Consider the following 14808-nt stretch of genomic DNA (forward strand, 5'->3'; position numbering starts at 1 on the left):
TAAATTTGGCGATATAACAAACGAAGTCATGACCATAACCGAAATTGAAATCTATAGACTTAGTATTCCGATGGAGCCCTTTGTGATTGCCACAGGGACAATGGATTACGCCCAGAATACTTTTATTCGTGTAAGAACGGATAGTGAGCACTTCGGTGTTGGGGAATGTTCTGCATTTCCAATGATTGTTGGGGAGACGCAAAATACCTGTATTGCGTTGGCGAAAGATTTTGCGAAAATATGGTTAGGCAAAGATCCTTTACAGATAGCAGAACGGATGGCGGAGCTGCATTTATATATTGCGGGCAACGCGACGATCAAATCGGCTTTTGATATGGCTTTATATGACTTGGCGGCAAAGGCTGCCGGGCTACCTCTTTATCAGTTCCTAGGCGGTAAAGTCCGTGATATCGTTACGGATATCACGTTAGGAATTGCTTCTCCGGAAGAAATGGCTGACAAAGCGTTGAAACTATATGAGGGCGGAGCCGTTGCATTAAAAGTAAAGCTTGGGAAGAAACCTCAGGATGATGTTGCGCGAATCAAAGCGATTCGACAAGCGGTGGGTTTTGATATTCCGATTCGTATCGATGCCAATCAGGGCTGGACGTATGAAGAGGCAGTGGAAGCATTACAAGGTTTAGAGCCGCTTAAAATACAGTTCTGTGAGCAACCGATGCGTACTTACAATGATCATTTGCTAGCTCAATTGCGTAGTGAAACTATAGTGCCTATTATGGCTGATGAATCGGTTTATAATCATCATGATGCGGAGCGTTTATGCCGTACGGATAGTTGTGATTATATCAATATCAAGTTTTCTAAATCATCGGGGATTACAGAGTCGCTGAAAATTCAAGCTGTAGCACAGGAATACAATATCCCATGTATGATCGGGGGGATGTTGGAAAGCCGCTTGGCATTGGCTGCCAAAGCACATTTTGCGTATGCTGCGCCAAACGTGAAGTTTTTTGATCTGGATACCTGCATGGTCGGGCATCTAGAAGATCCCGTGATTGGTGGAATTCAATATGATGGTTATCAGATTCATATTGGAGAGGGCTTAGGAATTGCAGCAGATATGGATCCCGCATTTTTGGAGACTTGTGATAAATGGGTAATCTCTTAAAAACATTCGACTGGAGACAATCTAATAAAATTGCATCATCAAAGATTGACAGATATAAAATTTCAATAAATAAAATATCCTATGTTAAATAATGATACTTGGAGTCTAGGCTTGCCGGAGATCCTCATATTGGCCATTTTGGTTATTATACTGGCGTTTTTCGCTTATATTTTCAAAAAATTGCTACGTAGAAAGTAAATCGTTAGGCTTGGACTGTTTAGGGAATAAATCAGTACCTTTGTCCCCAATATCAGATATAAAAAAACATGAGCACACAACGCGGACCTATCTCTCAATTTATCGAGAAGAATTATCTTCATTTTAACGCGGCTTCTTTAGTAGACGCGGCAAAAGGATATGAAACGCACCTTGCTGAAGGTGGTAAAATGTTGGTTTCTTTAGCAGGAGCAATGAGTACTGCTGAATTGGGTATTTCATTAGCTGAAATGATCCGTCAAGATAAAGTCGCTATCATTTCTTGTACTGGAGCGAATTTGGAAGAAGACGTGATGAATTTAGTAGCACACTCACACTACAAGCGTGTTCCTAACTACCGTGACTTAACTCCTCAGGACGAGTGGGAATTGTTAGAAAACCACTACAACCGTGTAACGGATACTTGTATTCCTGAAGAAGAGGCTTTCAGACGTTTACAATCGCACTTAGAAAAAGCTTGGAAAGACGCAGAAGCAGCAGGCGAGCGTTACTTCCCACACGAATTTTTATACAAAGTAGTATTATCTGGTGATCTAGAGCAATACTATGAAATCGATCCTAAAAACTCATGGATCCTTGCAGCGGCAGAAAAGAATATTCCAATCATCTGTCCAGGATGGGAAGATTCAACCACCGGTAATATCTTCGCATCATACGTTATCAAAGGAGAGTTAAATGTACATACCGTTAAAACGGGTATTGAGTACATGATTTACTTAACAGAATGGTACCGTGCGAACTCAGGTGGTAAAGGTGTAGGATTCTTCCAAATTGGTGGTGGTATCGCTGGTGACTTCCCTATCTGTGTTGTCCCAATGATGTACCAAGATTTAGAATGGCATGATGTTCCTTTCTGGTCATATTTCTGCCAAATCTCGGATTCGACTACTTCTTACGGTTCTTACTCGGGAGCAGTTCCAAATGAGAAAATTACTTGGGGTAAACTAGATACAGAGTCTCCTAAATTTATCGTTGAATCTGATGCAACAATCGTTGCTCCGTTGATCTTTGCTTGGGTATTAGGTCAATAAGATTTTTTACAGAATAATAGGATTATACATTGGGATCGAATTTAACCACAGATAATGTAGCGGCCTTGCAGGCATTAATGTCTGAGACCATCTTTACGATGGGCGAGGAGACCGCATTGCCTGGCGGTTCGATCCATAGCAATCCTAATCAAGATATTCCTCAGGCTGCTACTGAAACAGCAGCTGAGGAATTTATTTTTCAGGGCGATAAATCGACAGGAGTACTTTTTATCCTTCGATATCCTGACTATCCGTACTTCTCGCCAGCAGCAGAGGAGGCGTTCTTAAAAACCATCGGCGCCTTGCAACTCAATGCAAGCAATGTTGCCGTTGTGAATTTGGCCAATCCGCATAACCCGAACGATTGGACCCGTATCATGAAGTTCTTTCAACCAAAGAAGATTACCTTGCTGGGTGTCGAACCTACTTCGCTGAAGCTTCCTACAATCGCACATAACTCTTACATGAAAGGTAAGATTGCTACAGTATTCAATACCTTCAGTTTTGAAGAGATGTTTGCCGATGTACAGAAGAAGAAACTCTTCTGGGGCGAATTCAAAACCTTTATAGGCTCTTAATTTTTGTTTTTTCTGTTATTCCCTTTGCATATTGCTATTTTTGGCAATTATTGATAGACTATGGAATTAATATTCGCGACAAACAACGCACATAAACTGGAAGAGGTTCAACAGATGGTGGGGGAGCAATTCACGCTTAAATCATTGGCAGATATCGGCTGCGAGGATGATATCCCCGAAACTGGAGTTACCTTTCAAGAGAATGCTAAACAAAAGACGGACTATCTGGTTGCCAAATATGGGGTGAACTGCTTTGGAGATGATTCAGGGCTAGAAATCGACGCTCTGAATGGTGAGCCTGGCGTTTACTCCGCACGTTACTCTGGTTCTCGCGATATGGAAAAAAATATAGACTTGGTGCTAGGGCGATTGGGCGACACTGAACAGAGAACAGCGCGTTTTAAGACCGTAATTTCACTCTTCATAAATGGCGAGCAGCACTTTTTCGAAGGCACGGTTGAGGGAAGCATTATTAAAGAGCGAATTGGGACAGAAGGCTTTGGCTATGATCCTATTTTTATCCCTCAGGGTTATGAACATACCTTCGCTGAGATGAGCATGGAGGCGAAAAACAAAATTAGCCACCGAGCGCAAGCTATTGCTAAGCTAGTTGCATTTTTGAAAAGCTAGCCAAAGGCTGAGAATAGCTTTTTTTAAAGCGCGTTGTTCGCAATGTTGCTTTTCTTGGATGGGGATGAAAAAGAAAGAGAAGAACAAGATCTTCGGAAAAATAAAAAGCAACCGTTAATTTTCGGTTGCTTTTTCCAATATCTCTTCCGCCTGTTTGGCTTTCGTTGCTTCTATTGCTTTTGTTTCCTGTTTTGCTTCCCCATTCTTTTCTTCCTTTTCGTCGGCTTCGTCCGGTTCAGAAATGAGGGATTGACCGGCCCGCTTTCTATTTAGCATATCCTCAACAGACTTGGGCCGATCTTCGGGTTTCCATTGGAACCCGGGAAGCACTTCGAGTTCTTGCGTGACTAATTTGAATGGATAAATTTTCTGATCGATCTTTCGAATCGAAACATAATCGATAATCTTATTGTTCTCCATGGTGATTTTAATCCGACTGCTTCGGTCATGGAACATCTCCGTGATGGTATTGGTCTTATCGTTTGTCGAGAAGACTAGATTTTCAGCATTGCCATCGACAAACAGACGCTCGATAGCATTATTAGCAAAAAATGCCGTAATCTTTCTGCCTTTAAGCTGATTGAACTTGAGCGTATCAAGGACAGCATTCACCATAAAAGCATTCTGTTTTAAGAGCGCATTATCCATCTTGCCATTCTTGATCTGCATAAAAATGGTGTCTGCGGAAATTTGAGACCCGTCAGACCAGATCATCGGCTTGCCCATAAAACGGAACATGGAGTCGACCATGCCGTAATAAACGGAGTCTGCCACGGCTTGTAGATCCGATTTGAATACCCTAACATTATAGTTTGCCCGGACGATACGGGTTCTCGCAGTATCGGCAAAGATCTGTGTGGAATCCTTTAATAAAGTGTCCGCGGTTTGAGCGGTTTTCAGTGCATCCGACAGTAAATCATCGTGTTCTGTTCCTGTTGGCATTCCGGCTTTCTTTCGTAGGACGCTGTCGGCTTTTGTCGTGACTTCGATGTTCAGCGAGTCGGGCACTTTTGCTTTTGCAGGCGCCTTCTTCGGAGCTGCAGCCGGCTTAACAGTTTCTGTTTTCTTGAGGATTTTCGGTTCCGCGGTTTCTAGATTCTTTTCTAGAATCGGATCGCCGATACTAAGGCTGTCGGTATCATCGAAAGAGGTTGAGTCATCCACATCGCCATAGTCTACCTCTGTAGATTCCTCAATCTGTCCGCCGTTGCGGTCAAGTTTAAGGTCTAAGGGTTTATAGTCTCTTACAAAAATCACCTTGGAATAAAGTGTGTCTGCGGTCATGTAGGCCGTATCAACTTTAGGAGGCTCTTTCGTCGGGACGACGACCTTGTTTTCTGTAGAGTCAGCCGTATTCTTAACATCGACTTCCTTCAGTTGTTTCTCTTGCGCCTTGAGTTCTTTCTCCTTTTCTTTTTCGAGTTTTCTGATTTCTCGTTTCGAAAGGTTCTTATTGGCCTGTAAGCTGTCTGTATTTAGTGAGTCGGCTTCTTGTTTTGAGGTGTCATTCTGAATGACGTATTTGACTAAAGGCTTGTCCGTCATCAAGATAGATTGGTCCGCTTCGATATATTTTCCATAACCTCCATTCGAATAGAATTTATCAAGCGTGTCCACAAATACGACATTGCGGAAGGCTTCGCCAATTCCTTTGTTGCGGTCATAGAACAGACTATCGCCTTTTAAAAAGCGACTGCCTTCGGTATAAAGGTTGTTTTTATTGAATTTGGCAATCCCAAATGCGGTATTATAAGTTCCTTTTTCGGTGTAGAGGTTTTCTCCTTTACGGCCTTTGATATTCGTTGGACCGAAAAAGAAGGCATCTCTATACATGGTATTATACTGCATGGTATCGGTATAGATGATGACGTTCGGCGATCTTACGACTACTTTATTATTGAAGTAGGCGTCTTTGGAGGTTTCGAAATAATAAGCGTTTTGCGAAGTGATGGTGTCACCCTGACCTTCAATACGGCCACCATTGCGGTATGTTCCACGTTGGCTACGCATGTTGTAGGTGAGGTAATTTGTCGTAAGGGTGGTTTGGCCATCGACCATACGTACATTCTTGGTCAACACGGCTTGCTGTGAAGCCGCATCGTAGTGTAAGTGAGTTCCATAGATCACCGATCCGGAGGTCTGTGTTATTACGATATTACCATGAGCTTCAAAGAATTCACGTCCGATATCGTCTTTATACAAATCCCCGCTATCAGCAGAGAGTGTCGAGCCCTTATGCTCGTAGACAGGATGGTAACTGCGTAATATTTTTTGATTGATAAATCTACTGCTCGAAGAGGATAATAAACGCATTTCGCTGCCGGTTGGGGCAGGCGTAAGTGTTGCTTGTCCATAGCCGGAAACACAGCACAGAAGCGTTAGAAGAATAAATAGGTACCTCACAAGCGCAAAAATATATAAATAATTAGCAAAAAATTGTTAAAGGCTAAATTTTAATCTACAAATCAACATATTGTAGATATTAGCGAAAAGCAGACCAATTTCAGTGAAGAAATTAGCGCTCAAGAAATGGATTGCGTATTTTTGAAATATGGCGACCATCAATAAGTTAAAAAGCTTTATCAAAGAGAAGCAACTGCTGTCTACGGCAGACAAGGTTTTGTTGGCCGTGAGCGGGGGTAAGGACTCGATGTTGATGGCTTGCTTATTTCACGATTTAGGCTATCAGTGCATTGTTGCACATTGTAATTTCCAGTTGCGTGCGGAGGAATCTGATCTGGATGAGGCACTTGTTCGACAGTATGCTGAAGAACTTGGTTACCCTTTCTTCGTAAAGCGTTTCGATACTGAGAAATATGCTAAAAAGCATAAGGAATCAATTCAAATGGCCGCCAGGACGTTACGCTACGCCTGGTTTGAGGAACTGAAGCTTGCAGAGGGCTGTACAGTCATCTGCATAGCCCAGCATCTGAATGACCATATAGAAACAGCCTTATTGAATTTGACGCGTTCTACAGGCTTGCAAGGTTTACTTGGTATATCGCCTCGGCGCGAGGATATCGTTCGACCATTGCTCTGCTTAACGGCAGAGGAGGTGGAGAAAACGGTAGCTGAGTATAATGTTCCGTATCGGGACGATCAGTCAAACTTTTCGACTAAATATGCAAGGAACAAAGTTCGCTTGGAGATTATCCCGAAGTTTGAGGAAATCCAGCCCGAATTTAAAGCTATCATGATTCAGAATATCAAGCATTTTGAGGATAGTTACAGCTTTATTAAAAAGCAGGTCAATGCTATTCGTGAGCAGGTTTTTCAGAAAGAAGAAAATCGCATTCTCATAAACAAGGCGGCATTGGCACCTCATATTAGCGACAGCTATCTTTTGTTTGAACTTTTTAAGCCTTATGATTTCAACAGAGAGATTCTGATTGATTTGCAAGATTGCTTGGATAGAGAGATGGGGCAAGTATTTCAATCCAGTAGCCACGAGCTGCTATTGGATCGCGATAAGCTCATTCTCCGGCCAAGAGCAAGCGTTGGAAAGCTAGAAATCAAAATTGAACAGGGAACTAAGGTTGTCGATCTTGGAAATGCGGAATTGGCCTTGCAACCGGGGAGTATTGATTACCGCAATAAGGAAAAACATCAGGTCGACGTGGATGCCGAGCTTTTAATTTACCCTTTAGTGATCAGGAATTGGCGCGAAGGTGATGTCTTTGTTCCATTTGGCATGATCGGACGAAAAAAGCTGAGTGATTTCTTTATTCAGCAAAAAATAAATCGCTTCGAAAAAGAGCGTGTAGCGATATTGCTGAATGGAAATGGAGAGATCGTTTGGATTATCAACCATCGTCTAGATAATCGCTACAAAGTGACTGAAAATACAAAGAAAGTACTTACTTTAGTGTACAAATAGGAAGTATGGAGGAACAATTACTTTTTAAAGAGAAGCAATATTTAGGCAGAGATATGACATGGATCAGTGTTCGTTTGATCCTCGCCTTGTTCTGCTTCATTGCCTATTATATCAATTTAGAGCATATGCTCTCACGACAGTTATTCTTTATTGTCGGTGGAGGCATCTTAATTGTGTCCATTATTATGCTTTACATGATCAGTTATAGAACCAAGGTTTTTCCAACGCATGTATTGCTGAGTGGCTTATGGACAACGTCTGTGGTTAAAATTGATTTGAGCTCAATCGTCAAAGTGGAAAAGAGACGCTATTCCAGCTTCATCTTCAACAATCCTGTATACAACTTACATAAGAATGGTAAAATCCGTTTTTATTCCGGGGGCAAGGATGCTATCTGGTTAACTGATCGTGATGGGCTGATATATGTGATTGGTTCACAGCATCCCCAAGAGCTATTGAACGCGATTGAAGTGGCTAGAGGCAAATCCTAAAATTTTGTTAACTGATATTTGCCTGACAATAGAATTTAGTTTGAAACCAATATTTTTTTAAATTTGGTAAAAAGCATTAAAAATGACATTTATCTATTTCCTTATATCCATTATTTTATTTTATTACCTTTTTAAGTTTGGTATGCGTTTGCTGATGCCGTTCTTTATGCGTAAGCTGACAGAGCGTTTGATGAATAAACAGCAACAGTATGCTAATGAAGGCCCATTTCAACAGTCGTACGGGGATGCATTTAGAGAATACAATCAACGTGAGACACGTAATGATGGAAAAGTAAAAGTTGAGTTTACTCCTCCAAAGCAAGCTCCCAAAAAGGGTACTGCTACTGCGGGTGAGTTCATTGATTTTGAAGAGGTAAAATAAGATAGAGCAACATAAAAAGCCTATCTTTGTGTTGCTATGTGGCTTAAACACCTTTCGGTACTAAATTTTAAAAACTATACGGAATCTACCTTAGATTTTCTTCCTGATACGAATGCCTTTACAGGACAGAACGGAGCGGGGAAGACGAATCTTCTAGATGCTATACACTATCTTTCGCTCTGTAAATCCTATTTCAATCCTATTGATTCTCAACATATTAAAAAGGGTGAAGATTGGTTTATGGTGCAGGGTGAGTTCGATAGAGAGCTGATGGCCGATCAGGTTTCTTGTAGCCTAAAGCGGAACCAAAAGAAACAGTTCAAAAAGAATAAAAAAGAATATGGTCGCTTGGCAGATCATATCGGACAATTCCCATTGGTGATGATATCACCCAATGATTCGTTTATTATCATGGATGGCAGCGAAGAGCGCCGCAAGTTTATCGATAATGTCATCTCCCAAACAGATAACCATTATTTGGACTATCTAATCAACTACAATAGAATCTTGTTACAGCGAAATACCGTGTTGAAGAACATCAGGGAAACAGGTGTTTTTGACGTGGGTCTGTTGGAGGTTCTCAATCTGCAATTGGTGGAAAGTGGCGAGCGGATATTTGCAAGACGACGAGAGTTTATGGAAGCTTTCCTTCCCGAGTTCCAGCGGTATTATCAATTTCTATCCGAAGATGCCGAACAAGTCAACCTCGTCTATGAGTCCCAGTTGCTGAGCAATGATTTTCTCCATCTTCTAAATACCCAACTGGACAAAGATCGTGCACTGGAGCGCACTACTGTGGGTATCCACAAAGATGATTTGCTATTCAGTATACATGAAGGCATGCCATTGAAGAAGTTTGGTTCTCAGGGGCAGCAGAAGTCCTTCTTAATTGCACTGAAGCTTGCCCAGTATTCTTTCTTAAAGAATAAAAAGCATTTTAAACCACTATTATTATTGGATGATATCTTCGATAAATTGGATGATCATCGCACGAAGAAGCTGATGCAATTGGTATCAGAGGATGAGTTCGGACAGATTTTTCTCACGGATACGGATTCCTCAAGAATCGAGCGTATTTTTAAAGAAATTGAAAAACCTATTCGTATCTTTGAAGTAGAAGGAGGACAGGTTCATGGCGAAATATAGCGACGATGCATTTAGACGAAGTGACGATATCACGATTAAACAAGCCGTAGATAAGTTACTTGATGTATATCGTCTGCGCCGTAAATTCGACGAAACTTCTATTATTTCAGCCTGGCCCGAGTTAATAGGCTCAGCAATCGCCAACCGAACCCAACAGATTTATATTCGCGATAGAAAGTTGTTTGTCAAAGTGGAGTCTGCAGTTATCAAGAATGAGCTAGCCATTATGCGTCGTCAGATTATAGGGCGTGTTAATGAATATGTTGGTCAGGTCGTGATCGAAGAATTCGTTATCCTTTAGTTCTTTTTACACTGTTTTTCGCTAGCTATGAAGTACTATACATCAGCATTGATGGGGTTTATTATTTGGGGCACCTTTGCCTTGGTATTAAAGCCACTCAGCGCGTTCGGAGCACTTGATATCCTTATTCATCGTGTTATTTTTGCGGCAATCTCTATTGTCATTGCTTGTTTCCTATTCAGGAGAAAACAAACCCTAGCCAGTCTTCAGTATATAAAAACTCTCGATAGAAGAGGGAAATCGAAATTGCTTATCAACGTTGTATTTTCAGCCATTTTTCTTGCATTCAATTGGTTTTCATTTATCTATGTGATGAATGCAATCAGCGTCAATGCGACGTCGCTGGCATATTTAATCTGTCCCATATTGACCACAATTCTGGCCAGCATGTTTCTGAACGAAAGGTTGAATAACGGGCAATGGTTAGCTGTTGTATTAGCGGCTATCAGCTGTATTATACTAGCATATGGGCATTTCATGGATCTGTTTTACAGTATGATCATCGCATTATCCTATGCGATTTATCTCATCTTGCAAAAGAATAGCTTCCAAATTGATAAGTTCTTTTCCTTAACTATTCACATTGTCGTGAGTATGTTCCTTCTCCTGCCTTTATTGAGTGTTGTGGATACAACGACAGTCAAAACAAATGAGTTTTATTGGCTTGTGCTGATTATAGCGGTTGGTTATACCATTATCCCTTTGTTCATGAATATCTTTGCATTGAAAGGCTTAGATTCTTCTGTTGTTGGGATTCTAATGTATCTAAACCCGATTATTAGTTTCTTTTTAGCCGTTTTTTATTATCATGAACCGATTAATACACAGCAGATTATTGCATTCTCCATGATCATGTTGGCTATATTAGTATTCAATATCGCTTATATTTACGAGCGGAAGCGGAAATTAGCTGTACAAGCCATAAAACATGAACTTTAAAGAATCGTTGTTTCAAATGTTCGAAGTGTCGGATGCACAGGCCGACTTAATCTTATCTAAGTTCAAGGAGGAACACTTGAACAAGAATGATCTATTCTTATCGGAAGGTAAGCACTGTCAGAAGTTAAGCTTTATAAGCTCAGGCTATTGCCGAGTGTTTAAGATGACGCCAAATAAGGAGGTTACTCAATGGATCGGTGGCAACGGATATTTTATTACAGACTTGGCGTCTTTCCTTTTTGATCAAAAGGCTATTTGGAGTATAGACGCATTAACGCCTGTTACGCTGTGGACACTCAACAAAAAGGATTACTTAACATTAGAAAACGAAATCCCGGATTGGAACGTATTAGAGAAGCGTTTCATCGCTAAGTGCTTTATGACATTAGAGCAACGTATTTTCAATTTCATTGCACTTTCGGCAGAAGAGCGATATCTGCATTACTTTGAGCAACAAAAAGATCTATTCAATCAAGTTCCCTTACAATATATCGCTTCAGTGTTAGGTATGAGTCCTGAAACGCTATCTAGGATTCGAAATAAAAGCTTACAAACAAAACCCTAATTGAAAGAGATTAAATTCTGCACATCTGCTAACAAGACTTCTAAACGTCCAATAGTTGGGCTGCCCTCCTCATATAGGCTTCCAAATGTTTCATTAATCCGATCTTCATACTTACTCGGAGCAAATTCGAAGCGATCAATACGTTTAATCGCTTTTTTTTCGTTTAAAAAATACACTTTATTCTTTGCGAAGATCACTTGATTTAAAGCTGATACCATTCTAAAGATATGTCCGCTAAGATAATACCGATCTCCTGAGGAAATAGCTTTCTTAGCCAGCATCAATGAAAAGTCAGCTTCGAATAAGTAGAATTGAATAACCGAAGCTTGTAGCTTATCCGGATACTGCTGAGCTAATGTTTTAAGATCTCTAAAGCGATGGTCTTTGGCGTATTGTATTTTACTCGATGCTAACTCCCCACGATACATAAAACTTAGGTAAGCGTGTGGATGACCTAAATGATAATTGTTAGAAAATATACCTGCATTTGTTTGATCGATTACATTTTCTACCCGACCTAAATCTCTAAAAATAAGATCTACCGCTTTTCCATCTATTTGCAACCAACCGCCAAAATTTACCCATTGCCCCCAATCGCCTTCTTTTCCTATTAAATGATCTCGATGTTGATCATCGAGTGATTTTGCTATACTATTCAGCTCGTCATAGTCAAGACAATGTGGTCTGTAATATAAACCGATATCAATATCGGAGTCTTGATTAAAGCTCGCTGTTGCTCTGGAACCACCGAGCACTATCCCCTCGATGCAGGCTAAACTTGAAAAGGCTGTAGTTACTTTTCGTAGAATTTTATCTTCCATAGAAATCCTATATTACTATCTAGCATTAATTTACAAAAAAATCTTCTTGATAAATGTCAAGTGGCTTTGGAGATCCTGCCACTAACTTTGAGGTATGAGAGAAATATTAGAAACTCAAGTGATAATCAATGCTCCGGCGGCAGCTGTATGGAAAGTGTTGAGCGATTTTGCAGCGTATCCGCAATGGAGCCCCAGCGTTCGCCAATTTGAAGGAACTCCAGTTGTAGGGAAAAGGACGAAGGTTCTTCTGCAACAACCCGGAGGCACTTCCATCAAGATGAATCCTGTTTTCTTGAAAATAGAGAAAGATAAAGAGTTGCGTTGGAAAGGTAAATTGGGAATCAGCGGAATCTTTGATGGTGAACATTATTTTGTCCTACAAGTCATTTCCGCAGAGCAAACTAAACTAATACAAGGCGAGATATTTTCGGGTATCCTTGTTCCATTCCTAAAGAAGATGATTCATGGAAATACATTAGCAGGCTTTGAGGCCTTCAATGCAGCTTTAAAACAACGAGTAGAGGAGCAGGGACTATAGATATAAATCCAGGTCTCCCTTTCCTTCCCTGATGACCTCAAATTCGCCAGAAGTCACATCAACGACCGTTGAAGCTACGTTGTCACCGAATCCACCATCGATAACTAGATCAACTTTCTCCTGATACTTCTCGTAAATCAGTTCTGGATCCGTTGAGTATTCGATGATTTCATCTTCATCGTGGATGGATGTCGTTACGATCGGATTGCCCAATGCTTTCACGATGTCCCTTACGATATTATTATCAGGGATACGAATACCCACCGTCTTTTTCTTCGAGCTCAAAAGTTTTGGAACCTGCGAGCTGGCATTGAAAATAAAGGTAAATGGACCGGGAAGAGCTTTCTTCAATACACGGAATACTGCTGTATCAAAAGGCTTCGTGTATTGCGAAATATCGGTTAGGTCATAACAAATGAATGAAAGGTTAGACTTATCAGGCTTCAAACCGCGGATAGCACAAACTCTTTCAATAGCTTTCTGATTCGTTATATCGCAGCCCATACCATAAACCGTATCCGTAGGATAGATAATTACTCCACCTTTGCGTAGAATTTCTACCGCCTGATCGATTGATTTGGGATTCGGGTTGTCGTTGTATATTTTTACTAGCATAGCCTTGTCTAATCGTAATGTATTTCTTAGGATAAACAAAAACCGTCAAAATTAGTTTTTTGACGGTTTTTGTGTTTATATACCATGCGGCTTAAAACTCCGCATTATTAGGTGTTCTTGGGAAAGGAATTACGTCACGTATGTTCGTCATTCCCGTTGTAAATAGTACTAAGCGTTCAAAGCCTACTCCAAAACCAGAGTGTGGTACTGAACCAAAGCGACGTGTATCTAAGAACCATTCCATTTCTTCTGTTGGAATACCAACTTCGCCCATTCTGGTGATCAGTTTTTCCAGGTTTTCCTCACGCTGTGATCCACCTACCATCTCTCCGATTCCTGGGAACAAGATATCCATCGCGCGAACGGTATTTCTACCTTCCGCATCTACTGGATTCTGTTTCATATAGAAAGACTTAATTTCTCTAGGATAATCCGTAAGAATTACCGGCTTCTTAAAGTGTTTCTCCACCAAATAACGCTCATGCTCAGACTGTAAGTCTGCTCCCCATCCTTCAATTAAGTATTTAAATTGTTTCTTTTGGTTAGGCTTGCTCTTTTGCAAGATCTCTACCGCTTCTGTATAAGTTACACGTTCGAAATCATTGTCGATGACAAAGTTTAACTTCTCGACTAAGTTTAACTCAGAACGCTCTGCTTGAGGTTTTGATTTCTCTTCTTCCAATAAACGGTTCTTCAAGAATTCAATCTCCTCAGGACAAGTGTCAAGGGCATAACGGATTACATATTTCAATAAGTCTTCCGCTAAATCCATATTATCTTCCAACTCGTAGAATGCCATCTCCGGCTCAATCATCCAGAACTCCGCTAGGTGGCGCGTCGTATTCGAATTCTCAGCACGGAACGTAGGACCGAAGGTGTAGATATTACCGAAGGCCATAGCCGCCAATTCTCCCTCTAACTGGCCAGATACGGTTAAGTTCGTTGCTTTTCCAAAGAAATCTTCTTTAAAATCTATTGCACCAGATTCTGTGCGCGGAGGATTGTTTAAGTCTAGCGTAGTCACTTGGAACATTTCACCAGCACCTTCTGCATCCGAACCTGTAATAATAGGCGTATGCATATAAACGAAATCTCTTTCGTTGAAGAATTTGTGCACAGCGAATGCTAAGGCATTACGAACTTTAAAAACCGCATTGAATGTTCCTGTGCGGAAGCGCAAGTGCGCAATCTCACGTAAGAATTCCAGGCTGTGTTTTTTAGGTTGCAAAGGATATTTCTCTGGATCAGAATCGCCAATAATAGAAACTTCCGTAGCCTTTACCTCTACGCGCTGTCCTTTTCCTTGCGACTCCACTAAAATCCCTTTCACACGTACCGCTGCACCTGTAGTAATACGTTTTAAAATCTCATCTGCTGTATTTTCAAAGTCAACAACAGCTTGTATATTATTGATGGTCGAACCATCGTTGATAGCAATAAATTGATTGTTACGGAAAGTACGAACCCAACCTTTTACGATTACTTCTTTTCCGAATTCCTCCGATTTTAATAAGTCTTTAATTCTAGTATGTTCCATTGTATTGAAAAG

General features: G+C 40.8%; 16 protein-coding genes. 12 read left to right on the forward strand and 4 right to left on the reverse strand.

Annotated elements, in window-relative coordinates:
• The first annotated feature begins 28 nt into the window (after positions 1 to 28).
• The 4 genes from QYC40_RS02430 to QYC40_RS02445 all read left to right on the forward strand — a co-directional run bounded on the left by QYC40_RS02430 (position 29) and on the right by QYC40_RS02445 (position 3584).
• Entirely contained in the window at positions 29 to 1129 is a 1101-nt protein-coding gene (locus QYC40_RS02430; RefSeq protein WP_301992205.1) for a mandelate racemase/muconate lactonizing enzyme family protein, read from the forward strand.
• Positions 1130 to 1395: 266 nt separating this feature from the next.
• Positions 1396 to 2376 (forward strand): deoxyhypusine synthase family protein, encoded by a 981-nt coding sequence (locus tag QYC40_RS02435; RefSeq protein WP_099371506.1) that lies wholly within the window; start codon positions 1396 to 1398, stop codon positions 2374 to 2376.
• A 29-nt stretch (positions 2377 to 2405) separates the two neighbouring features.
• A complete protein-coding gene (locus QYC40_RS02440) occupies positions 2406 to 2954 on the forward strand; it encodes a hypothetical protein (protein ID WP_301992206.1) in 549 nt (182 codons plus the stop codon).
• A gap of 60 nt (positions 2955 to 3014) precedes the next feature.
• Entirely contained in the window at positions 3015 to 3584 is a 570-nt protein-coding gene (locus QYC40_RS02445; protein WP_301992207.1) for a non-canonical purine NTP diphosphatase, read from the forward strand.
• Positions 3585 to 3698: 114 nt separating this feature from the next.
• On the opposite strand, the gene QYC40_RS02450 is transcribed toward QYC40_RS02445, so the two are convergent.
• Complete coding sequence (locus QYC40_RS02450) at positions 3699 to 5987, reverse strand: OstA-like protein (RefSeq protein ID WP_301992208.1); 2289 nt, start codon at positions 5985 to 5987, stop codon at positions 3699 to 3701.
• 148 nt (positions 5988 to 6135) lie between these two features.
• Here QYC40_RS02450 and tilS point away from each other — a divergent pair, with 148 nt between their 5' ends.
• From tilS to QYC40_RS02485, 7 genes are all read left to right on the forward strand, one after another.
• Entirely contained in the window at positions 6136 to 7461 is a 1326-nt protein-coding gene (gene tilS, locus QYC40_RS02455) for a tRNA lysidine(34) synthetase TilS (protein ID WP_301992209.1), read from the forward strand.
• 5 nt (positions 7462 to 7466) lie between these two features.
• Positions 7467 to 7952, forward strand: a complete 486-nt coding sequence (locus QYC40_RS02460; protein WP_301992210.1) for a hypothetical protein — start codon at positions 7467 to 7469, stop codon at positions 7950 to 7952.
• An 82-nt stretch (positions 7953 to 8034) separates the two neighbouring features.
• The gene (locus QYC40_RS02465) at positions 8035 to 8334 is read left to right on the forward strand and encodes a DUF4834 family protein (RefSeq protein WP_301992211.1); all 300 of its coding nucleotides are present in this window, start codon (positions 8035 to 8037) and stop codon (positions 8332 to 8334) included.
• Positions 8335 to 8370: 36 nt separating this feature from the next.
• The gene (locus QYC40_RS02470) at positions 8371 to 9480 is read left to right on the forward strand and encodes a DNA replication/repair protein RecF (RefSeq protein ID WP_301992213.1); all 1110 of its coding nucleotides are present in this window, start codon (positions 8371 to 8373) and stop codon (positions 9478 to 9480) included.
• The gene (locus QYC40_RS02475; RefSeq protein WP_149527111.1) at positions 9467 to 9781 is read left to right on the forward strand and encodes a DUF721 domain-containing protein; all 315 of its coding nucleotides are present in this window, start codon (positions 9467 to 9469) and stop codon (positions 9779 to 9781) included. The genes QYC40_RS02470 and QYC40_RS02475 overlap by 14 nt, the downstream gene beginning before the upstream one ends.
• A gap of 27 nt (positions 9782 to 9808) precedes the next feature.
• Positions 9809 to 10720 (forward strand): EamA family transporter, encoded by a 912-nt coding sequence (locus tag QYC40_RS02480; protein WP_301992215.1) that lies wholly within the window; start codon positions 9809 to 9811, stop codon positions 10718 to 10720.
• Complete coding sequence (locus QYC40_RS02485) at positions 10710 to 11285, forward strand: Crp/Fnr family transcriptional regulator (protein WP_301992216.1); 576 nt, start codon at positions 10710 to 10712, stop codon at positions 11283 to 11285. The genes QYC40_RS02480 and QYC40_RS02485 overlap by 11 nt, the downstream gene beginning before the upstream one ends.
• On the opposite strand, the gene QYC40_RS02490 is transcribed toward QYC40_RS02485, so the two are convergent.
• The gene (locus tag QYC40_RS02490; RefSeq protein ID WP_301992217.1) at positions 11282 to 12106 is read right to left on the reverse strand and encodes a nucleotidyltransferase domain-containing protein; all 825 of its coding nucleotides are present in this window, start codon (positions 12104 to 12106) and stop codon (positions 11282 to 11284) included. The genes QYC40_RS02485 and QYC40_RS02490 overlap by 4 nt on opposite strands.
• A 94-nt stretch (positions 12107 to 12200) precedes the next feature.
• On the opposite strand from QYC40_RS02490, the gene QYC40_RS02495 reads away from it, so the two are divergent.
• Positions 12201 to 12644 carry an SRPBCC domain-containing protein gene (locus QYC40_RS02495; protein WP_301992218.1) on the forward strand — a complete coding sequence of 148 codons (444 nt, stop codon included), beginning with the start codon at positions 12201 to 12203 and terminating at the stop codon, positions 12642 to 12644.
• Here the strand turns inward: QYC40_RS02495 and QYC40_RS02500 are convergent.
• Together QYC40_RS02500 and asnS are read right to left on the reverse strand one after the other, a co-directional pair.
• Complete coding sequence (locus tag QYC40_RS02500) at positions 12639 to 13259, reverse strand: L-threonylcarbamoyladenylate synthase (RefSeq protein ID WP_301992220.1); 621 nt, start codon at positions 13257 to 13259, stop codon at positions 12639 to 12641. The two genes, QYC40_RS02495 and QYC40_RS02500, sit on opposite strands and share 6 nt — an antisense overlap.
• 91 nt (positions 13260 to 13350) lie before the next feature.
• Complete coding sequence (gene asnS, locus QYC40_RS02505; protein ID WP_301992221.1) at positions 13351 to 14796, reverse strand: asparagine--tRNA ligase; 1446 nt, start codon at positions 14794 to 14796, stop codon at positions 13351 to 13353.
• Positions 14797 to 14808: the final 12 nt, after the last annotated feature.

This window comes from Sphingobacterium sp. BN32 (assembly GCF_030503615.1).
Classification (GTDB): domain Bacteria; phylum Bacteroidota; class Bacteroidia; order Sphingobacteriales; family Sphingobacteriaceae; genus Sphingobacterium.